At 66.6% G+C, this 19,607-nt stretch carries 18 protein-coding genes; 11 read left to right on the top strand and 7 right to left on the bottom strand.

The features are described from left to right. The first annotated feature begins 17 nt into the window (after positions 1 to 17). Positions 18 to 923, top strand: coding sequence for a LysR family transcriptional regulator (locus tag N5D30_RS03130; RefSeq protein WP_279907617.1), 906 nt, complete (start codon positions 18 to 20; stop codon positions 921 to 923). Between the two features lie 125 nt (positions 924 to 1,048). Here the strand turns inward: N5D30_RS03130 and N5D30_RS03135 are convergent, their stop codons facing one another. After that, positions 1,049 to 1,879: an alpha/beta hydrolase gene (locus tag N5D30_RS03135; protein WP_279907618.1), complete on the bottom strand. Its 831-nt coding sequence runs from the start codon at positions 1,877 to 1,879 to the stop codon at positions 1,049 to 1,051. Positions 1,880 to 2,136: 257 nt separating this feature from the next. On the opposite strand from N5D30_RS03135, the gene N5D30_RS03140 reads away from it, so the two are divergent. Continuing rightward, the gene (locus N5D30_RS03140; RefSeq protein WP_220812029.1) at positions 2,137 to 2,583 is read left to right on the top strand and encodes a MerR family transcriptional regulator; all 447 of its coding nucleotides are present in this window, start codon (positions 2,137 to 2,139) and stop codon (positions 2,581 to 2,583) included. Between the two features lie 53 nt (positions 2,584 to 2,636). Here the strand turns inward: N5D30_RS03140 and N5D30_RS03145 are convergent, their stop codons facing one another. Next, positions 2,637 to 3,641, bottom strand: a complete 1,005-nt coding sequence (locus N5D30_RS03145) for an acetoacetate decarboxylase (ADC) (RefSeq protein ID WP_279907619.1) — start codon at positions 3,639 to 3,641, stop codon at positions 2,637 to 2,639. A 282-nt stretch (positions 3,642 to 3,923) separates the two neighbouring features. On the opposite strand from N5D30_RS03145, the gene N5D30_RS03150 reads away from it, so the two are divergent. The 4 genes from N5D30_RS03150 (at position 3,924) to N5D30_RS03165 (ending at position 9,518) form a co-directional block, all read left to right on the top strand. Next, entirely contained in the window at positions 3,924 to 5,006 is a 1,083-nt protein-coding gene (locus N5D30_RS03150; protein WP_279907620.1) for a saccharopine dehydrogenase NADP-binding domain-containing protein, read from the top strand. 110 nt (positions 5,007 to 5,116) lie between these two features. Next, positions 5,117 to 6,349, top strand: a complete 1,233-nt coding sequence (locus N5D30_RS03155; RefSeq protein WP_279907621.1) for an NADH:flavin oxidoreductase/NADH oxidase family protein — start codon at positions 5,117 to 5,119, stop codon at positions 6,347 to 6,349. Between the two features lie 163 nt (positions 6,350 to 6,512). After that, the gene (locus N5D30_RS03160) at positions 6,513 to 7,775 is read left to right on the top strand and encodes a sodium:proton antiporter (RefSeq protein WP_220812021.1); all 1,263 of its coding nucleotides are present in this window, start codon (positions 6,513 to 6,515) and stop codon (positions 7,773 to 7,775) included. A 108-nt stretch (positions 7,776 to 7,883) separates the two neighbouring features. Next, entirely contained in the window at positions 7,884 to 9,518 is a 1,635-nt protein-coding gene (locus N5D30_RS03165; RefSeq protein ID WP_279907622.1) for a methyl-accepting chemotaxis protein, read from the top strand. 44 nt (positions 9,519 to 9,562) lie between these two features. Here N5D30_RS03165 and N5D30_RS03170 read toward each other — a convergent pair whose 3' ends face one another. Continuing rightward, positions 9,563 to 10,138, bottom strand: a complete 576-nt coding sequence (locus N5D30_RS03170; protein WP_279907623.1) for a TetR/AcrR family transcriptional regulator — start codon at positions 10,136 to 10,138, stop codon at positions 9,563 to 9,565. Positions 10,139 to 10,412: 274 nt separating this feature from the next. Between N5D30_RS03170 and N5D30_RS03175 the strand changes: the two genes are divergently transcribed. Next, positions 10,413 to 11,222 carry an AraC family transcriptional regulator gene (locus N5D30_RS03175; RefSeq protein ID WP_279907625.1) on the top strand — a complete coding sequence of 270 codons (810 nt, stop codon included), beginning with the start codon at positions 10,413 to 10,415 and terminating at the stop codon, positions 11,220 to 11,222. Between the two features lie 60 nt (positions 11,223 to 11,282). Here N5D30_RS03175 and N5D30_RS03180 read toward each other — a convergent pair whose 3' ends face one another. Together N5D30_RS03180 and N5D30_RS03185 are read right to left on the bottom strand one after the other, a co-directional pair. Continuing rightward, on the bottom strand, positions 11,283 to 13,073 hold the full coding sequence (locus N5D30_RS03180) for an alpha/beta fold hydrolase (RefSeq protein WP_279907627.1): 1,791 nt from the start codon (positions 13,071 to 13,073) through the stop codon (positions 11,283 to 11,285). A gap of 60 nt (positions 13,074 to 13,133) precedes the next feature. After that, positions 13,134 to 13,973 (bottom strand): transporter, encoded by an 840-nt coding sequence (locus N5D30_RS03185; RefSeq protein ID WP_279907628.1) that lies wholly within the window; start codon positions 13,971 to 13,973, stop codon positions 13,134 to 13,136. 525 nt (positions 13,974 to 14,498) lie between these two features. Between N5D30_RS03185 and N5D30_RS03190 the strand changes: the two genes are divergently transcribed. Beyond that, on the top strand, positions 14,499 to 16,082 hold the full coding sequence (locus tag N5D30_RS03190; RefSeq protein WP_279907629.1) for a peptide chain release factor 3: 1,584 nt from the start codon (positions 14,499 to 14,501) through the stop codon (positions 16,080 to 16,082). A gap of 260 nt (positions 16,083 to 16,342) precedes the next feature. On the opposite strand, the gene N5D30_RS03195 is transcribed toward N5D30_RS03190, so the two are convergent. Next, the gene (locus N5D30_RS03195) at positions 16,343 to 16,948 is read right to left on the bottom strand and encodes a 3'-5' exonuclease (protein ID WP_279907630.1); all 606 of its coding nucleotides are present in this window, start codon (positions 16,946 to 16,948) and stop codon (positions 16,343 to 16,345) included. A 3-nt stretch (positions 16,949 to 16,951) separates the two neighbouring features. Then, positions 16,952 to 17,431, bottom strand: coding sequence for an NYN domain-containing protein (locus N5D30_RS03200; protein ID WP_279907631.1), 480 nt, complete (start codon positions 17,429 to 17,431; stop codon positions 16,952 to 16,954). Between the two features lie 142 nt (positions 17,432 to 17,573). On the opposite strand from N5D30_RS03200, the gene N5D30_RS03205 reads away from it, so the two are divergent. From N5D30_RS03205 to N5D30_RS03215, 3 genes are all read left to right on the top strand, one after another. Further along, positions 17,574 to 18,248, top strand: a complete 675-nt coding sequence (locus N5D30_RS03205) for a hypothetical protein (protein WP_279907632.1) — start codon at positions 17,574 to 17,576, stop codon at positions 18,246 to 18,248. Between the two features lie 60 nt (positions 18,249 to 18,308). Further along, on the top strand, positions 18,309 to 18,743 hold the full coding sequence (locus N5D30_RS03210) for a VOC family protein (RefSeq protein WP_279907633.1): 435 nt from the start codon (positions 18,309 to 18,311) through the stop codon (positions 18,741 to 18,743). A 110-nt stretch (positions 18,744 to 18,853) separates the two neighbouring features. After that, positions 18,854 to 19,594, top strand: coding sequence for a transporter substrate-binding domain-containing protein (locus N5D30_RS03215; RefSeq protein ID WP_279902740.1), 741 nt, complete (start codon positions 18,854 to 18,856; stop codon positions 19,592 to 19,594). Positions 19,595 to 19,607 lie beyond the last annotated feature (13 nt).

Here is a 19,607-nt window from a genome sequence, read left to right on the forward strand (position 1 = left end):
GATCAATTGAGGTGAACATGCTGGATGCACTGACTCTCGACCAGATGCGGACCTTCGTGACCGTCGCCGACGCCGGCAGTTTTCGCGCCGCCGCCAGCAAGCTGTACCGGGTGCAGTCGGGCGTGAGCGTGGCGATCGGCAATCTGGAGGCGCAGCTCGGCGTCCTGCTGTTCGACCGCTCCGGGCATCGGCCGGTGTTGACGGCGGAAGGCAGGGTGCTGCTCGGCAATGCCCGCGACATCCTGCTGCGCGTCGATGCGATGCGGGCCAAGGCGCGCGGACTGGGCGACGGCCTGGAGCTGGAACTGCCGCTTGCCGTCGACACGCTGTTTCCGATCCAGCAGGTCGGCGTGGCGATCGCCCGGATGCGCGCCATCTACCCCTCGGTCACGGTCAGGGTCGTGGTCGAGCCTCTAGGCGGTCCGCTGCAGGCGCTCAAGGAAAAGCGCTGCACGCTCTCCATCATGGTGGGCGAGGACTTCCGCGACCCGCGCATCACCTTCGAGGCCCTGTCCTCTGTCTCGCAGGTCGTGGTGGTGGCCGCCGGGCATCCGCTGGCCAGGCAGGAGGCCGGCCAGCCGATCGGGGTCATGGAACTGGCCGATCACCTCCAGATCGTGCTCTCCGATCCCTCTCGCGTCTCCGAGGGCCGCGACTTCGGCGTGATCTCGCCGCAGACCTGCCGGGTCAACACCCAGGATGCCAAGCACGCCCTCATCCTGGCGGGCGTCGGCTGGGGGCGGCTGCCGCTGTGGCTGGTACAGAGTGATCTGGACGAAGGCCGGCTGCTGCGGCTGAGGACCCACTCGCTGGGACGCGAGGGCGAATCCGTATCGGAGGCTTACCTGGCCCACCGCCTCGACGAACCGATGGGCCCCGCCGCCCGCGCGCTGGCCGAGGCGCTGGTGGCACTCAACGCATAGCGCCCTCGCAACGACACGGCGAACCCTGGCGATCGGGTGCCGGCATGATGGCTTCCGGGGAGCGAGCCGAACGCGTTCGGGTAAAAAGGCGGAGGCCAGGGGCGAGCCCCTGCCCCCCGCGAAAATCAACTGCGCACGAACGCGAGCAGATCGTTGTTGATGGTGTCGGCGTTGACCGTCGGCATGCCGTGGGAGAAGCCCGGGTAGATCTTCAGGGTGCTGTTGCCGAGCAGCTTCGCGGACAGAACGCCGGCGTTCTCGTGGGGGACGATCTGGTCGTCGTCGCCGTGCATCACCAGCACGGGGATGGTGATGCGCTTGAGGTCGTCGGTGAAGTCGGTCTGGGAGAAGGCGACGATGCCGTCGTAGTGAGCCTTGGCGCCACCCATCATGCCCTGCCGCCACCAGTTCCAGATGATCCCTTCCGACGGCTTGGCGCCCGGGCGGTTGTAGCCATAGAACGGCCCCGCCGGAATGTCGTGGTAGAACTGCGCGCGGTTGGCGGCGAGCTGGGCCTGGAGGTCGTCGAACACCTGCTTCGGCAGGCCGCCCGGGTTGCTCTCGGTCTTCACCATCAGCGGTGGCACCGCGCTGATGATCGCCGCCTTGGGCACGGGGTCCTGCGGGTGGCGCACGATGTAGCGGACCACCTCGCCGCCGCCGGTGGAGTGGCCGACGTGGATGGCCTTCTGTGCGCCCAGGTGCTCGACGACCGCGGCGACATCGTCGGCGTAGTGGTCCATGTCGTGGCCGTCCCAGACCTGGCTGGAGCGCCCGTGGCCGCGGCGATCGTGAGCGATCACCCGGAAGCCCTGCGCCAGGAAGAAGAGCATCTGCGCATCCCAGTCGTCGGCGCTGAGCGGCCAGCCGTGGTGGAAATAGATCGCCTGGGCGTCGCGTGGGCCCCAGTCCTTGTAGAAGATCTCAACCCCGTCCTGCGTTGTGACGTATCCCATAGTCGTTTCTCCTATGTGATGTGGAGACTGACGATCGACAGCATGCTGGCCGATCGTGTTTCGCTCATGGTCCGAGCGGTCGCTCCTGCGCTGGGTCTGGATGGGGACGCCGCAGAAGGCATCGCTGCCCGCCCCGCCCATCCGCCACGGCCCCGGCGATCCGTTCCGGGTTTCCCGGAGCGCTTGCGCACTTGGCCGCGTTTCGACTGTAGGTTTAAAGTAAACTTTAATGTCAACGCCTTTCGAGAGTGTGGGATATGAAAATCGGAGAACTGGCGAAGCTCAGCGGCCTGACGGCTTCGCGCATCCGCTTCTACGAGTCGAGCGGCCTGATCAGGTCGGTGGAGCGCAAGGCGAACGGCTACCGTGATTACGGTCCCGAGGCGGTATGGATTCTGGAGATCATCGCCGGCGCGCAGAACGCCGGCTTCTCGCTGGAGGAGATCCGCAACCTGCTGCCGGTCAGTTCCGATGCCTGGCGGCATGACGAGCTGCTGGAGAGCCTCAAGCGCAAGGTGGGCGAGATCGAAATGCTGCAGAAGCGCCTGGAGCAGAACAAGGCGCAACTGCTGATCGTCATTGAAGGCATCGAGACCAAGCCCGAGGGAATGCGCTGCGCCGACAACACGCAACGGCTGCTGAACCGCTTTCGCGAAGACGGGCAGGAGGAAAAGGCGACGGGCGAAAGCTCGACCCCGGTCTGAAGCGCGATCAGGTCAGGCCATCATGGCCTGACCTTCCTCGAATCCGTGCGGACTCAATCGCGTTCCAGCATGGCCTTCAGGGGCTCCGGGGAATACAGAGCGCTCTGGAATTCCGGCACATACTCGTACTTCATCATTTTCCCCAGACCCAGGGATTCGATGTAGGCGGACAGGCTACCGTCGTTCAGGGTGAGCTTCACCGCCTCCTCGCTCGAACTCGACGCATGGCTCTGCTGGCGCGAAATCGCATAGCCGTAGGCCAGTTCGCCGTCGTGGCCGATGTTGGTGAAGCTGTTGGTGACCATCTCGATCTCGTCCGAGAGGTCGTCGAGCTTCTCGCCCTCGAAGGTGACGTCGACCTTCCCCGTCTCCTTGTCGATGATCTCGAAGACGACCGACTTGTCGGTCTCGCGGTAGTTGATCTCGGTCAGCCACTTCGGCAGGTTGTAGCCGACCACGCCCCGCACTTCGGCCAGCTCCGTGTTCACCGGCAGCTTGAGCACGTAGCCCCAGAAGTCCTTGGACATGGCCTGGCCGACCAGGGTGACGGGCCCCAGGTTGGAGTTGCCGGGCTTGTTGGTGACGATCGACAGCGCGATCTCGTTGTAGCTGTCGTTGTCGCAGTATTCGTAGGCGTAGGCGGTGAACGCCACCAGGCCCCGGCCTGGCCACACCTGAAGCGGCTGGACCTGCTCCAGGACCTCGGCGGGCATCAGCTCCCTCAGCCTGTCGATGTCCGCCGTGAACACCGCCGTCACCCGGTTGTTCTTGTAGTAGAAGTTGGGTGAATACGACTCGAAGCCCATGTCGACCTTGGTCTTCTTCAGTTCCCGGAACCAGCTCAGGTCGATGTCCGGAGCCTCGGCGGCGATCACCGACAGCGGCGGGTTCGACTCATAGCGGTCGTACAACCCGCCCGCCACCACGCTCACGTCACGGCCGCCAAGGTTGGTCCTGCCGTCGAGCTGGGCGGCGTCGAGGGAGCCCTCCGCCCATGAGGAAGCTGCAACGGCACTCAGCAGCACGCCCGTGATCACCGCAATATTTCCGAGTTTCATTCTCTGTCTCCGCTTGCGCTATGGCTGATATGCGAGCAGAACCCAGGTTGTCTGCGTCGCCCTGGCACACCCGTGAGAGGCCAGCTGCGCGCACCCTAACGTTGAACTGAACTTCAAGGTCAAGCGTATGCCTGGGGCTTTATTCATTGCGATTCGTGTCAGCGATAAACGACCGGGAACGACGCACCCGGAGCGCCCGTGCCGGCTCCCGGGCGTCATTGACATTGAATTTAACTTCAAGGTTACCGTTCGGCACCTACCCGGGCGGGCAGCGGCACGCCCTTGGCCATGCAGGAGCCTCCCATGGAAAAGCAGATGAACTGGATGATCTACGGCGCGTACGGCTACACCGGCGAGCTGATCGCCCGCGAAGCGGTGCGGCGCGGCTACCGGCCGGTGCTGGCCGGCCGCAGCCGCGCCAAGGTCGAGGCGCTGGCCGGCGAACTCGGCCTCGAAGCGCGCCACTTCGACCTTGACGACGCGTCGCGGCTGGACGCGCAGCTCGCGGGCTGCGAACTGGTGATGCACTGCGCCGGCCCCTTCTCCGCCACCGCGGCGCCGATGATGGAGGCCTGCCTGCGCGCCCGCTCCCATTACCTGGACATCACAGGCGAGATCCCGGTGTTCGAGCACGCCCAGACGCTGAACGAACTTGCACGCTCCGCCGGCGTGGTGATCTGCCCTGGCGTGGGATTCGACGTGATCCCCACCGACTGCGTGGCCGCCGCGCTCAAGGCCGCCCTGCCCGATGCGACCCATCTCGCGCTGGGCTTCGACACCCGCTCCAGCATGTCGCCCGGCACTGCCAAGACCTCCATCGAGGGGCTGGCGCAGGGCGGCAAGGTGCGCCGCGACGGCAAGATCGTCCAGGTGCCGCTGGCCTACCGGGTGCGCCGCATCGACTTCGGCGACGGCGAGAAGCCCGCCATGACCATTCCGTGGGGCGATGTCTCCACCGCCTACCACACCACCGGCATCCCCAACATCGAGGTGTTCGTGCCCGGCTCCCCGGGCATGATCCGTGGCGCCAGGTTTGCCAACCTGATCCGGCCGCTGCTGGGGCTGCCCTGGGTACAGCGGCAGCTGAAGGCCCGCATCGGCAGGAAGGTCACCGGGCCGGACGACGGCAAGCGCGCCGGGTCGGGCACCTGGGTCTGGGGCGAGGCGCGCAACGCCCGTGGCGAGCGCAAGGTGGCCCGGCTGCGCACGGTCAATGTCTACAGCCTGACCGTCACCGGCGCGCTGGCGGTGATCGGCTACCTGATGCAGATGCGGCCGGCCGGCGGCGCCTACACCCCGGCCAGGCTGCTGGGCCCCGACCTGGTGACCAGCCTGCCCGGGTCCGGCGAACTGCGCATCGAGTGAGGCACGACCCCGGCACGTGGATGCCGCCGTCCGGGGCCGCGAAGAAGGTCTTGACATTAAAGTAAACTTTAATCTTAAGGTCGCACCACCATCACACGAGGTAGTGCTTCATGGGCGTTTTCGACGAGTTGACCCTCCCCAACGGCTCGCGCATGCCGAACCGTATCGCCAAGGCCGCCATGGAAGAGAACATGGCCGACGACGACCAGGCGCCATCCGAGAAGCTGATGCGCCTGTACCAGGCATGGGCCGATGGCGGCGCCGGGCTGATCATCACCGGCAACGTGATGGTCGACGGCCGCGCCATGACCGGCCCCGGCGGCGTGGTGCTGGAAGATGACCGGCAGCTGGAGAAGTTCAAGCGCTGGGCCCGGATCGGCCGCTCCAGGGGCGCGCAGTTCTGGCTGCAGATCAACCACCCCGGCCGCCAGATGCAGGCCAACCTCGGGCAGAAGACCTGGGCGCCCTCGGCCATCCCGCTGGACCTGGGCATGATGTCGAAGCACTTCAACACCCCCTATGCGATGACGCCGGAGGTCATCCATGAGGTGATCCGCCGCTTCGCCCGCACCGCCCGGCTCGGCGAACTGGCCGGCTTCACCGGCGTGGAGATCCACGCGGCCCACGGCTACCTGCTGAGCCAGTTCCTGTCGCCCCTGACCAACCGGCGGACGGATGAATGGGGCGGCTCCCTGGAGAACCGGGCGCGCCTGCTGCTGGAGATCGTCAGAGCCGTGCGGGCCGAGGTTTCCCCCGGGTTCTCGGTGGCCGTCAAGCTCAACTCCGCGGATTTCCAGCGCGGCGGTTTCAGCGCCGAGGACGCCGAGCAGGTGGTACGGCTGCTCAATGGCCAGGGCGTCGATCTGGTCGAGCTGTCGGGCGGCAGCTACGAGGTGCCGGCCATGCAGGGCGAGGCCCGCGACGGCCGCACCCTGGCGCGGGAGGCCTACTTCCTGGAGTTCGCCCGCGATATCCAGAGGGTCGCGACGATGCCGGTGATGGTCACCGGCGGCATCCGCCGCCGGCCGGTGGCCGAGCAGGTGATCGACAGCGGCGTCGCCATGGTCGGCATCGGCACGGCCCTGGCCATCGACCCCGACCTGCCACGCGACTGGCGCCAGGGCAAGGACAGCGCCCCGCAGCTGCCGCCCATCACCTGGAAGAACAAGACCCTGGCCTCCCTGGCCAACATGGCGGTGGTCAAGTTCCAGCTGCGCAAGCTCAGCCTGGACAAGACACCCAATCCCGGGGTGTCGCCGCTGCGCGCGCTGATCATGCAGCAGCTGGCCAACGCCTCGCGCACCCGCCAGTACCGGCGCTGGATGGCCCGGCGCACGCGCTGACGGCCGCGGCGCACGCCGGCTCGCCTGCCCTGCCACAGCGGGGCCGGGCAGTGTGAGCCGGCACACAGGCTGGCCGCCGCGCCGGCCGGCGCGGGGCGTTTCGGCTTGTCCGATGCGGGTGCGGGAAGCGATGATGCCCGCCCCGTTTTTCAGGAGCCCGCCGATGCTCAACCTCGTCGCCGCCTTCATCAGCCTGACCACCCTGCTCACCTACGTGAACTACCGGTTCATCAGGCTGCCCCCGACCATCGGCGTGATGGCCACCGCGCTGGTCTTCTCGGCCCTGCTGCAGGTGGTCAGCCTGGCCGGCTTCCCGGTGCTGGAGCTGGAGATGCAGCGGCTGATCCGCGACATCGACTTCTCCGAAATCCTCATGACATGGTTCCTCCCGGCCCTGCTGTTCGCCGGCGCGCTGCACGTCAATCTCAACGACCTGCGCAGCTACAAATGGCCGATCGGCCTGCTGGCCACCTTCGGCGTGCTGCTGGCGACCGCCATCATCGGCGGCCTGGCCTGGTTCATCTTCGACCTGATGGGCTGGCAGATTCCCCTGCTCTACTGCCTGCTGTTCGGCGCACTGATCTCGCCGACCGACCCCATCGCGGTGATGGGCATCCTCAAGTCCGCCGGCGCGCCCAAGCCGCTGGCGACCACCATCGTCGGCGAGTCGCTGTTCAACGACGGCACCGCCGTGGTGGTGTTCAGCATCCTCCTGGCGATCCTGCTCAGCGGCCACACGCCGACCTTCGGCGAGGTGAGCTGGATGTTCGCCAAGGAAGCCATCGGCGGCGTGCTGTTCGGCATGGCCATCGGTGGCGCGACCCTGCTGATGATGCGCGGCATCGACCAGTACCAGGTGGAGGTCATGCTGACCATCGCCCTGGTGTTCGGCGGCGCGGCGCTGGCCAGGGCGCTGCACGTGTCCGGCCCGATCGCCATGGTGGTGGCCGGCCTGATCATCGGCAACTACGGCCGCCAGCACATCATGTCCGACGAGACGCGGCGCTACATCGACAAGTTCTGGGAGCTGATCGACGAAATCCTCAACGCCCTGCTGTTCGCCCTGATCGGCCTGGAGCTGCTGCTGTTGCCGTTCTCCTGGCTGCACATCGGCGCGGCCTGCCTGCTCGGCGCCGCCGTGCTGGCCTCGCGCCTGGTCACCGTGGCACCGCCGATCTTCCTGCTGCGCCGGCTCGGCCACCCGGCGCCGCTGGGCACCATCCGCATCCTGGCCTGGGGCGGCCTGCGCGGCGGTGTCTCGGTGGCGCTGGCGCTGTCCCTGCCGCTGGGCCCGGAGCGCGACCTGCTGCTGACCCTGACCTACATCGTGGTGCTGGTGTCGATCCTGCTGCAGGGCTTGTCCATCGGGCCGCTGGTCAAGCACATCTACAAGGGCCACACACCGCCACCGGCACAATCCGAATAGCGGGCTCAGGGGGAGACTTCCTAGAATTTCAGTGCCAACCGCAATCGGCCGAAAGGCAGACCCGGGATACGGGTCTGCCAATCAACAAAAACAAGAAAGAGGCCTCCGATGTCAGCACTGAGAAACCTCCGCATCAGTACCCGAGTGACCCTGCTGGTCAGCGCCATGGCCATGCTCCTGGTGATCCTGAGCCTGTGGTTCAGCAACGTGCTGCAACGGAGCCTGTACCAGGAAAAGATGGCGGGCGTGGCGACGGCGCTCAATACCGCCTCCAACATCCTGGAGCACTACGAGCGGCAGGTCCGGCTCGGGCAGATAAGCCTCACCGAGGCCAAGCAGCAGGCTGCCGAGGTGATCGGCACCATCCGTTACCTGGGCGACCACTACCTGTGGGTGACCAACCTCGATCACGTGGTGGTGATGCACCCCACCTCCCCCAACCTGAACGGCCGGGAGGTCTTCGACTTCAAGGACGCCGAAGGCCGGCTGTTCGTCCGCGACATCATCAGCGGCGTCAGGGAACACGGCAGCACCCTCGTCGAATACTCCTTCCCGCGCCCGGGCTCGACCGTGGCCGAGCACAAGGTTTCGGAGGCCCGCCTGTTCGCGCCCTGGGGCTGGGTGCTGGTCAGCGGTCTCCACCCGCAGGACGTCCGGGACATCGTCAACCAGGTGCTGGTCGGCCCGGCCGTCGCCGCCGGCCTGGCCCTGGCGGCCATCGGCCTCCTCGCGTGGCTGTTCGCCAGCAGCATCGTCCGGCCACTGGCCGAGACCGCGGGCGCGCTGGCCGGCGCCACCCGGGGCGTGACCGACCTGAGCCTGCGCCTGCCGGTCACGGGTGACGACGAACTGACCCGAATGTCCGAGAGCTTCAACCACCTGATGCAGGCCGCGCATCAGATAACCTGCGGCATGGCCGAGGCCAGCAACCACGTCTCGGCGACCAGCGACAGGCTTGAGGCGATCACGTCCCAGGCCAGGCAGGGCATGGAGAACCAGCAAGGCGAGACGGACAGCCTGGCGACCGCCATGAGCCAGATGGTGGCGACGGTGCAGGAGGTGGCCCAGAACACCTCGACGGCCGCCACCGCCACACAGACGGCCGAACAGCAGGCCATCCATGGGCACGAAGTCGTGAAGGCGACGATCGGCTCGATCCAGGACCTCACCCGCGCCCTGGCCGGCAGCGCCTCCGTCGTCGAGCAACTGGCGGGGGACTCCGCCAGGGTCGAGAGGGTGCTGGATGTCATCACGTCCATCGCCGAACAGACCAACCTGCTGGCCCTCAACGCCGCCATCGAAGCGGCCAGGGCCGGCGAGCATGGCCGGGGCTTCGCCGTGGTGGCCGACGAGGTGCGCACCCTGGCCATGCGCACCCAGGCATCGACCCTGGAGATCAAGGAAATCATCGAGCGCGTGCAGCATGGCGCGCGCCGGGCGACCGAGCAGCTCTCGGCCAACGTCGACGCCGCGGAACGGCCGGTACAGGATTCGGCCCGCGCCGGCCAGGCGCTGGAGCAGATCATCGACTCGGTGACCACCGTCAACCAGATGACCCTGCAGATCGCCAGCGCGGCGGAGCAGCAGGCGGCCACCGCGGAAGAGATCAACCGCAGCATCACCCGCATCCACGATGCGACCATCGTCGGCGTCGACGCGCTGCAGCAGACCCGCCAATCCTGCACCGAGCTGCTCGAACTCTCCCACCGCCTGCATGACCAGGTCGACAAGCTGAAGGTCTGAAGCGCGGCATCGTCGATGGGCAGCGCCGCGATGGTCCAGCCGGTTCAGTCCCGCTCCGCGGGCAGCCCGAGGCAGTTGGCAGACACGGTCAGCAGTTCGTCCCTGAGCTTGTCGTGGAAGAAGTGCGGATCGAACAGGATCGAACGGTGGATCAGCGACTCGACGATGCATTCGACGACATACAGCGCCTGGCGCACATCGGGCCGGGGCACCTCCTGGCCGCACGCATGCAGATGCGCCTCCAGCACGCTGATCAGCGCGCCGGAGACGCGCTCGAAGTGATGCGGCTTGCTGAGCCTGCCCAGGTGCTCGATCAGCACCCGCTGCAGAGGAATGTTCATCGCGTAGCTTTCGTGGATCGAGTCGACGAAGACCGCCAGCGCGGTCATCACCTCGCAATCCTGCGATGCCCGCAGCCGCTGCTCGACATGCTCCAGCATCCGGTCGCAGTGGCGCTTGATCAGGCAGGCCAGCAAGGCGTCCTTGTTGGAGAAATACTCGTACAGCGAACCGACGCTGACACCTGCCAGCTCGGCGATCCTGGTGGTGCTGGTCTTCTCGAATCCATCGCGGGCGAACAGGATGGCGGCGGCTTCCAGAATGGCATCGACGGTCATCATCGAACGATGCTGCCGGGGCGTGCGGCGCGACCTGGGGTCAGGCCGGGGACGGCTGAAAGTCATGAAAATACCCGCATGGTTCTTCTTGTTGTTCGGCCGGCGGCAACCGCCATCGCCCTTGCGGCGCAACCTTACCCGGCGGGGAAAAACAGAGATTGTAATTTTTGATGATCCACTCCCAGATGGCGGCAAAACAGCCAAGGATGGCTACTGGCCACCAGCCACGTGGGGTACATTCCAGACACGACCGCTTCCGCCAGGACAGTCAACGCAGATGCATGCCTATCACCGCCACCTCAAAGACGCGCTCATGTATCCCTGGAGCAAGCGCACCCTGTTCCTCGGACCGCTGCCCGCGCCGGTCCAGGTGGCCTACGGTGCCGCCACGCTGGTGGTCAGCCTGGGCGACGCGATCTGCTTCAGCGCCGGCAAGCGCGTCGTGCGCTGCCACAGCTTCGTGATTCCGGCAGGCTTGTGCGTGACGATCGACGCCCGCAGCGAGGTGGTCGCCATCTGCCACCTGGACGTCCTGGGCGAGGACTACCTGCGCATCAGCGGCTGTCTGCGGGACGAGTCCGAGGGGGTCGGTATCGAGCTGCGCGACGAAGCGGACTTCAGGGACCAGTTCAGCTCCCTGTACAACCAGCCGGCCGGCTCCGACGATGCCTATCGGCACCTGGATCGCCTGCTCGAATACGGCTACGCGAACGGTGATGCCGCCTCGGCCATCGACGGGCGTATCAGCCACGTGGTCGCGCGCATCAGGCAGAGCTTTCAGGAGAACCTGCCCGTGGCGGCGCTGGCCGAGATGACGGAACTGTCGGTGCCCAGGCTGGTGCAGCTGTTCAAGCTGCAGACGGGCGTGCCCATTCGCCGCTTCCGTCTCTGGCACCGGATGTACGAGTCCGTGATCTCGATCGGGCGGGGCGAGAACTTCACGGATGCGGCACTGAACGCGGGATTCTCCGACCTGCCCCACTACAGCAACTATTTCTGCTCCATGTGGGGCCTGCCGCCCAGCCGCCTGTTCGGCAAGGGCATGCATGCGAGGATCTTCCTGCCGTCCGGGCACGACGCCGCCTGAGCGCTGTCGCTGAAACGACAAGGCCGGCCCTGTCGCCAGGGCCGGCCTTGTCACGGTGCATCAGTACGGCTGGTAGCAGACGATCATCCAGGTGGCCAGCAGGCCGCACAGCAGCGAGCCGGTGTAGACATTGCCCGTGCGTCGGTAGCAGTAGGTCGACACCACGCTGGTCACGGCGAACAGCGGCAGGTAGCCGTTGCCCAGGATGACCATCAGGGTGTCGTAGCCCACCTCGCCGATGTACGGCTGGCCGGTGAGATACAGGGAGCCCATCTGCGCGCCGATGACCAGTACCACCCCCAGGGCATTCACCACGAACAGCGCCAGCGTCCAGAACAGGTTGTTGCGCAGGTCGCTGCCGAAATCCTTCAGGCGCAGCCAGCCGAACGCCAGCAGGTTGTTGACGAAGAAGATCGCAGTGAAGGGGATGACATAGACGAGCGCGGTGACCACGCGATGGGGCTCCATCGGCCTGATCAGCAGCATCCACCAGCGTACGTCCACGTGCCAGAAGCCGTAGACCCAGGCCAGGAGCGCATAGCCGCCCGCCACCGTGATCGCCGCCAGCGCCAGCGCCCTGGCCAGGTAGCGCCAGCTGAACGCCATGGCCGTGGGATGGGTGGACAGCCCGTAGCTCAGCAAGGTTTCGCCACGCTTGCGGCCGACCAGGAAGTGCCAGAGGACGAACAGGCCGAGGAACCCCGCCTGAATCGCACCGAAATAGACGATCGAGGTATTGGCGAACATCAGGGGGAAGGTCTCGCTGACGCCCAGGTGATGCATCGCCCACATCTGCAGCGGCACCAGCAGCAGCGCCACCGCCGTGACCACGAGCACCGAGCAGGCGAGGTACACCAGCGGCGACTGCGCCTTCCTGGCGCTGGCCGGCTGGACGATGGAGTCGAACGGCGCCGTCGCCAGCAGCCGGATCAGCAGGCCCAGCATGAACAGGATCAGGCCGACATAGGCCACCAGGCTGGCGGCCTCCTTGTAGGGCCACACCTGGTCCATCGGGTCCCGCTCCAGCGGGGCCGGCGAAGACAGCTGGAACATGCGCAGGACGTTGGCGATGGCCGTACCGGACTGGTGTACCCCCGCATGGGTCTCGGCCGACTGGGTGGCGATGCGCCCCGTGCCATTGGCGAAGTCGCCATAGGCCCGGCCCAGCACGACCCGCTCCTCCGTGCCGAACGGTCCCTTCAGCCAGTGGCTGTCGACGAAGTCGGCCGCCTTCTTGCGGTCGAAGTAGTTGATCCCCACGAACTCGTCGTACTTGCCGAACTCGACGCCGAAGTTGAAGCCCGCATCCATCGGGATGGTCGGCGCGCCGAGCATGAACCCGGCCTCGTGGCCGCCCTGGGACGATCCCGCCACCACCACGGTCCTGGCCATCCCGCGATTCTCCATGGCCGCCGTGATCACCGACCAGCCGCCCATGGAATGCCCGAGCAGGCCGACGTTGTTGCGGTCGACGAATGACAGGCCATGGACATAGCGCAGCATATCGCCGACGCCCCTGCTGCCGTCCCCGGGAATGACCTGCGAGCCGCCATGGCCGGACAGGTCGGGAGCCAGCACCACGTAGCCCCGCCTGGCGAACTCGAGGCTGAAATTGGTCATGACCTCCTTCTGGTTCACATAGCCGTGGGCAATCACCACCGCCGGTGCCGGCGCGCGATCGCTGACACCCTTGGGAATGAACATCAGCGCGCTGAGGCGGGCGCCGTTCTTGCCGGCGATCACCACATCGACGACCTCTATCGCGCCGTTGCCCGACTGGAGGCGCGAAGCGGCGAAGCTGCCCAGCAGCACGAGCAGCAAGCCCAATACGAGTAGCCTGGAATTCTTCATGATCGGTTTTCACCCAATGACATCGTGACGTTTCTTCACCTTCTGCGGCCGGTGGCCGGGTCAGAAGGCGTGCGTGAACTGGACGCTGAAACGGTTATCGATCTTCGGGCCTTCCTTGACGCGAACGTCCTGCAGGTATTGCACGTGCAGGAACTGGTTGGGGGCCAGGGCGAAACGCGAGGTCAGCTGCACGGACGTGGAGTCGAGGCGGCGATCCCAGGTCGCTCCGGATACCTCGGTCGCGCCGCCACGGAAGTGAAACGCGTCCAAAGACACCAGCAACGATGGGTTCACGTCATAGCTGAAGTGGGTTTCCACGGCGTAAAGCGGTTTGCGCTTCAGGGTGCCGTCGTTCCCGCCGAGGTCATTGTTGCGCGAATAGAACTCCACCGAGGGGATCACCTCGGCGCGGAAATCGCCGAATCCCTTGACCAGCCCCACCTGGGCCTTGAACGCCCACTGATTGCGCCCCAGGTTGACGATATTGTCCCCGTCGTATTCGCCCAGCGGCGCAGTCACCCAGCCACTGACGCCAAACCAGGTCTTCGAGGCCTCGTCATGGATCGGCCAGAAACCCACCAGGAAACTGGGGTCCGCCAGCCCCGAACTCCGCTTGTACTGCGCATCGACGGCGGCGACGGCATCGCCACTGGCGCTGGCGCGGCCAAACGGAATGATAGCCTCATAGACGGCCGGCATGCCGAACAGGGTCGAGTAGTAGACCGGCAGCAGCACGTTGATGTTGCTGCTCAGGTCGAAGTCATCCGACACCTTGTGGCCGCGCGAATACAGCTCGTTGCCGGTACCGTACGTATGCAGGAACTGCATTGCCGCCGTGCCGTCCGGCAACGGGATGTAGTCCCTGGCCTGAACCGCATACGCGCCCACCGAGTGGGTCATGGACAATACACATGCCGCCAGACAAGTACCTGTGAGCGAGGACCTGGAAATCGCCATTGTCATATCTGCCTTTCTTGTTATTTAGCGTTGGCTGGGCTGCTTAGCTGAGCGTGATGGAACTCCGAACGCCCCCTCGGCGGTGCCTGGCTCAAAATGCTACGGAGGCCACCTGCCACCCGCTATTCGGGTCCGCAGCCGCCCTGCGATGGCGATGAAACGGGGCTTCACGAAGCGTCTGGATTGGTCTGTTCAGATATGGGCTGGCGCCTTGGGGGCGGAGGGGCACCGAGCGAACCCGGCCCATGCGGAGCTGTTGCTCTCGTGGGAGCGGCCTTGGCCGCGAAAACCCCGCACCGGCCCCATCGCGGCCAAGGCCGCTCCCACAAGATCGCTCCCACCGCTCTCCCACATGGCCGCTGCCGCGTCGGCGACACCCGGCCTGCCTTGGCGGGCCGGTTGCCGTTATAATCCCGCGCTTTTCCGGGCGCCCCGCGCCCGCCACCGCTCTCCCGCAGGCACAGACCCATGACCATCCAGGCCGCCGAAGTCGCCAAACGCCGCACGTTCGCGATCATTTCCCACCCCGACGCCGGTAAGACCACCATCACCGAGAAGCTCCTGCTGATGGGCAAGGCGATCGAGGTCGCGGGCACGGTGAAGTCGCGCAAGTCCGACCGCCACGCCACCTCCGACTGGATGGAGATGGAGAAGCAGCGCGGCATCTCCATCACCACCTCGGTGATGCAGTTCCCCTACCGGGCGCACATGGTCAACCTGCTGGACACCCCCGGCCACGAGGACTTCTCGGAAGACACCTACCGCACCCTGACGGCGGTGGACTCGGCGCTGATGGTGCTCGACGGCGGCAAGGGCGTGGAGCCGCGCACCATCGCCCTGATGGAAGTCTGCCGCCTGCGCGACACACCCATCGTCAGCTTCATCAACAAGCTGGACCGGGACATCCGCGACCCCATCGAGCTGCTCGACGAGATCGAGGCGGTGCTGAAGATCAAGGCCGCGCCGATCACCTGGCCGATCGGCTGCTACAAGGACTTCAAGGGCGTCTACCACCTGGCCCAGGACAAGATCATCGTCTACACGCCGGGCCACGGCCACGAGCGCACCGAGCAGAAGATCATCGACAAGCTCGACTCGGACGAGGCCCGCGCCCACCTGGGCGACCTCTACGAGCGCTTCGTCGATGAGCTAGAACTGGTCCAGGGCGCCTGCCACGAATTCGACCAGGCCGCCTTCCTCAAGGGCGAGATGACCCCGGTGTTCTTCGGCACCGCGCTGGGCAACTTCGGCGTCGACCAGGTGCTCGACTGCATCGTCGACTGGGCGCCCAAGCCGCTGTCGCGCGCCGCCCACGAGCGGGTGGTCGAGCCGACCGAGGAGAAGTTCTCCGGCTTCGTGTTCAAGATCCAGGCGAACATGGACCCCAAGCACCGCGACCGCATCGCCTTCATGCGCATCTGCTCGGGCAAGTACGAGAAGGGCATGAAGATGCGCCACGTGCGGATCAAGAAGGACCTGAAGATCGCCGACGCCCTGACCTTCTTCTCCAGCGAGCGCGAGCAGCTGGAAGAGGCCTGGGCCGGCGACATCATCGGCCTGCACAACCACGGCACCATCCAGATCGGCGACACCTTCACCGAAGGCGAGGTGCTGGGCTTCACCGGCATCCCGCACTTCGCCCCGGAACTGTTCCGCCGCGTGCGCCTGAAGGACCCGCTGAAGTCCAAGCAGTTGCGCCAGGGCCTGCAGGAACTGGCCGAGGAAGGCGCGACCCAGGTGTTCTTCCCCGAGCGCAACAACGACATCATCCTCGGCGCCGTGGGCGTGCTGCAGTTCGACGTGGTCGCCAGCCGCCTCAAGGAGGAATACAAGGTCGAGTGCGCCTACGAGGCGATCACCGTCTGGTCGGCCCGCTGGATCGAGTGCGCCGACGAGAAGAAACTCAAGGAATTCAGCGACAAGGCCTTCGAGAACCTGGCCGTGGACGGCGGCGGACACCTCACCTACCTGGCCCCGACCCGGGTCAACCTGAGCCTGATGGAAGAACGCTGGCCCGACGTGAAATTCCGCGCCACCCGCGAGCATCACTGATGCGCGGCTGATACGAAAACGCCTCGGCCACTGCCGGGGCGTTTTCGTTCGGGTCAACTGCACAATCCCGTTGCGGCGCCGGGTAGGGTGCGCCATGCGCACCGGCGCTCCTCTGCCGCTACAGAGCTGACTCCCTCTCCCTTTGGGAGAGGGTTGGGGCGGCCCGCGTAGGGTGAGGGTGCCATAAGCAACTCGGAGCGGCCTGGAAGACCCTCACCCCCGGCCCCTCTCCCACGGGGAGAGGGGAGACTCCTGCTCTTCTACACAGATGCGCGCAGCAGCGCCCGCACCTTGGCCGCCGAAAGCTTCTGCAGGCCGCACAGGTAGGCGTGGTCCGCCCGGATGTCGTGACGCTCCCACAGCAGCCCCTGCAGGTGCAGGGCCAGGTTGGCCGCCATCTCGGCGTCGGCCAGGGCGCGGTGGGCCTGGCCGGTGTCGGGCAGCCCGGCCCAGCGGTTGAGGTTGCCCAGGGCGTGGCTGGGCGCCTCCGGCAGCAGGCGCCGCGAGAGCAGCAGCGAGCAGGCGAAGTCGCGCGCCCGGCGGCGACCGAGCAGGCCCAGCTCGGCATCCCAGAACTTCGCGTCGAAGGCGGCGTTGTGTGCCAGCAGCGGCGCGTCGCCGACGAACCCGGCCACCTCGGCCATCACCTCGGCCACCGGCGGCGCACGGCGGACCATGGCATTGCTGATACCAGTGAGCTGTTCGATGAAGGGCGGCACCCAGGCGCCGGCGTTCATCAGGCTCTGGTAGCGCGCGACGATGCGCCCGCCCTCGATCATCGCCACGCCGACCTCGGTCGGTCGCGCGCCCTGGGCCGGCGACATGCCGGTGGTCTCGAAGTCGATCACGGCGATGCGTTCCGTCATCGGCTAGTGCTTCAGCAGCAGGGAGCCTTCGACCGGCACGAAGCGGTCGGCGGCGCGGATCAGGGAATGGGCGGTGAGACCGTCCACACCGTACACGGTGCAGGTCACCCCGTGGCGGGCGCGGGCACGCTCCAGCAGCAGGTCGAAATCGCCGTCGCCGGAGGCCAGGACGATCTCGTCCACCCGCTCGGCCGCCTCCATCACATCCAGGGCGATGCCCACGTCCCAGTCGCCCTTGGCCGAGCCGTCGCTGCGCTGGATATAGGGCTTGAGCATCACCTGAAAGCCCAGGCCACGGAGGATCTGCTGGAACTGCTGCTGCCTGGCGTCGCCACGGTCGATGGCGTAGGCACGCGCCTCAACGATCTCGCCATCGGCGGAGAGCCGGCGCCACAGCTCGGCGTAGTCGAAGTGGCAACGATGGATCTGGCGAACGGTGTAATAGAGGTTCTGCACGTCGGCGAACAAGGCGATTCTGCGCACGGCTGGGCTCGCATGGAAAAGGCCGCCATTATGACCTGCCGCCCGGTAACCGGGGACATTAATGCGTGCGCAGGTGCCGGGCATGTTCCCCGCCCCGCCCATCGGCTAAAGTGAGGCAGACGTACTGCCGCGATACCTGCCGATGAACCCGCTCAGCATCCTGCGTGACTCCTTCTACTTCTTTACCCGCCACCTGGCCCGCATCGCCCCGCTGTGCCTGCCGCTGATCGCCGCCGAATGCCTGGTGCGCGCCCTGGTCTCGGCCATCGTGGAACCGTCGCACGCGCCGGCCTACGAGCTGCTGGTGGGGCTGTTCTTCTACCCGCTGTACAGCGCGGCGCTGATCCTCTACCTCGACGCCCGCAGCCAGGGCCAGCGCCCCGCGTTGATCAACCTGCTGGCCGCCAGCCTGCCGCTGTGGCCGTCGCTCGCCGTGCTGACGGCCCTGAGCACGCTGCTGATCATGCTCGGCGGCGCCCTGTTCCTGCCGCTGGCGCTGTGGCTGATGGTCAAGCTGGCCTTCGCCGAATACCTGCTGGTGCTGCGCGGCCTGTCGCCGCTGCAGTCCATGCGCGAGAGCTATGCGCTGAGCGTGGGCCACTTCTGGTCCCTGCTGGCCTGCGTGCTGCTGGTGATCGTGCCGCTGTGGCTGCTGGACGACTGGACCCTGCAACTGCTCGGCGAGCAGCCGGACGCCATCGACGGCCTGCTGCTGGACGTGATCAACGGCTTCCTCCAGCTGTTCTCCAGCGTGGTGCTGTTCCGCTGCTTCATGCTGTGCAGCCCGCGACCCACCGAGGACAGCCACAGCAGCTGAGCCGGGAAAAAACCGGCGCAACTGCTAGGCTTGGCACTTCCACTCCAGGGAGGAAACACCATGGCCGAGCAGAACCCCAGCATCCTGTCCCACGTCTCCATCGGCACCAACCGGTTCGACGAGGCCGTGGCCTTCTACGACAAGGTGATGCCCGCCCTGGGCTGCAAGCGCGTCCTCGAACACCCCGGCGCCGTGGCCTGGGGCCGCGAATACCCGGAGTTCTGGGTGCAGGCGCCCATCGACGGCCAGCCGGCGAACGTCGGCAACGGCACCCACTTCGGCTTCGTCGCCCAGGACAAGCAGGCGGTACACGCCTTCTACGAGGCCGCCCTGGCCGCCGGCGCCAGCCCGGATGGCCCGCCCGGGCCACGCCCGCACTACGGCGAGCCCTACTACGGCTGCTTCGTGCGCGACCTGGACGGGCACAAGATCGAGGCCGCCTACTGGGACATGGAGCTGATCTACGAGCTGTACGTCGAGCCCCAGCAGGGCTGAGCCGAGGCGCAAGAGCGCACAGGTGTGCACTGGACAAAGCCTGCGCCGGCCGCCATGCTCGAAGCCGTGACGAAACAACAAGACGGCCTCGAGTCGCGCGGCGGTAAACGATGCGCAGAACCCTTCTTCCTGCCCTCCTGGCGTGGCTCTGCTGTGCCGGCGCCCTGGCCCAGAGCGCGGCCGCCGAACCGGTCATCTCGGTCGGTTACTACGAATTCCCCCCCTACACCTGGACCGACGAGAACGGCGAGCCGCGCGGCTCGGTCCTGGCCCTGACCGAGCGCCTGCTGCGCCACGCCGGCTACCGCGGCGAGTACCGCTCGCTGCCGGGCGCGCGGCTGTACGCCGGGCTGCAGGACGGCAGCGTGCAGCTCTGGCCCGGCGCCGGCGGCAAGTCGGAGCTGATCGGCCACACCCACGAGGCCCGCCATGCGCTGGGCCACTTCAGCCTGGCCCTCTACTACCGCCACGACACGCCACCGCCGGAACTCCCCGACGGCCTGCGCGGCAAGGACGTGATCGTGATCGGCGGCTACAGCTACTGGAAGCAGATCAACGACCTGCTGGAAGCGCCGCACATGGGCATCAGCACCCACCGCACCAGCACCCACGCTTCCGCCCTGGCCATGCTGCTGCGCAAGCGTGGCGACTACCTGCTCGACTACCAGGCCCCGGTGGAGCAGGTGCGCAAGGAGCTGGGCCTGTCGCCCCTGCCCTACACCGTACTGCAGCGCTTCGAGTCGAGGTTGATCGCCTCGCGCCACTGGCCCGGCGGCAAGCGCCTGCTGGAAAGGCTCGACCGCGCCTACGAGGAACTGCAGGCGGCCGGGGAAGACCTGCGGGTGGATTGAGCCGGGCGCCCGC

It is taken from the genome of Pseudomonas sp. GD03875, assembly GCF_029840585.1.
Lineage (GTDB): Bacteria > Pseudomonadota > Gammaproteobacteria > Pseudomonadales > Pseudomonadaceae > Aquipseudomonas > Aquipseudomonas paralcaligenes.

What these genes read in the sequence shown, in the direction of transcription:
- N5D30_RS03130 (WP_279907617.1), top strand. Translation starts at nt 18, where the DNA reads ATGCTGGATGCACTGACTCTCGACCAGATGCGGACCTTCGTGACCGTC.
- N5D30_RS03135 (WP_279907618.1), bottom strand. Translation starts at nt 1,879, where the DNA reads ATGGGATACGTCACAACGCAGGACGGGGTTGAGATCTTCTACAAGGAC.
- N5D30_RS03140 (WP_220812029.1), top strand. Translation starts at nt 2,137, where the DNA reads ATGAAAATCGGAGAACTGGCGAAGCTCAGCGGCCTGACGGCTTCGCGC.
- N5D30_RS03145 (WP_279907619.1), bottom strand. Translation starts at nt 3,641, where the DNA reads ATGAAACTCGGAAATATTGCGGTGATCACGGGCGTGCTGCTGAGTGCC.
- N5D30_RS03155 (WP_279907621.1), top strand. Translation starts at nt 5,117, where the DNA reads ATGGGCGTTTTCGACGAGTTGACCCTCCCCAACGGCTCGCGCATGCCG.
- N5D30_RS03160 (WP_220812021.1), top strand. Translation starts at nt 6,513, where the DNA reads ATGCTCAACCTCGTCGCCGCCTTCATCAGCCTGACCACCCTGCTCACC.
- N5D30_RS03165 (WP_279907622.1), top strand. Translation starts at nt 7,884, where the DNA reads ATGTCAGCACTGAGAAACCTCCGCATCAGTACCCGAGTGACCCTGCTG.
- N5D30_RS03170 (WP_279907623.1), bottom strand. Translation starts at nt 10,138, where the DNA reads ATGATGACCGTCGATGCCATTCTGGAAGCCGCCGCCATCCTGTTCGCC.
- N5D30_RS03175 (WP_279907625.1), top strand. Translation starts at nt 10,413, where the DNA reads ATGCATGCCTATCACCGCCACCTCAAAGACGCGCTCATGTATCCCTGG.
- N5D30_RS03180 (WP_279907627.1), bottom strand. Translation starts at nt 13,073, where the DNA reads ATGAAGAATTCCAGGCTACTCGTATTGGGCTTGCTGCTCGTGCTGCTG.
- N5D30_RS03185 (WP_279907628.1), bottom strand. Translation starts at nt 13,973, where the DNA reads ATGACCCACTCGGTGGGCGCGTATGCGGTTCAGGCCAGGGACTACATC.
- N5D30_RS03190 (WP_279907629.1), top strand. Translation starts at nt 14,499, where the DNA reads ATGACCATCCAGGCCGCCGAAGTCGCCAAACGCCGCACGTTCGCGATC.
- N5D30_RS03195 (WP_279907630.1), bottom strand. Translation starts at nt 16,948, where the DNA reads ATGACGGAACGCATCGCCGTGATCGACTTCGAGACCACCGGCATGTCG.
- N5D30_RS03205 (WP_279907632.1), top strand. Translation starts at nt 17,574, where the DNA reads ATGAACCCGCTCAGCATCCTGCGTGACTCCTTCTACTTCTTTACCCGC.
- N5D30_RS03210 (WP_279907633.1), top strand. Translation starts at nt 18,309, where the DNA reads ATGGCCGAGCAGAACCCCAGCATCCTGTCCCACGTCTCCATCGGCACC.
- N5D30_RS03215 (WP_279902740.1), top strand. Translation starts at nt 18,854, where the DNA reads ATGCGCAGAACCCTTCTTCCTGCCCTCCTGGCGTGGCTCTGCTGTGCC.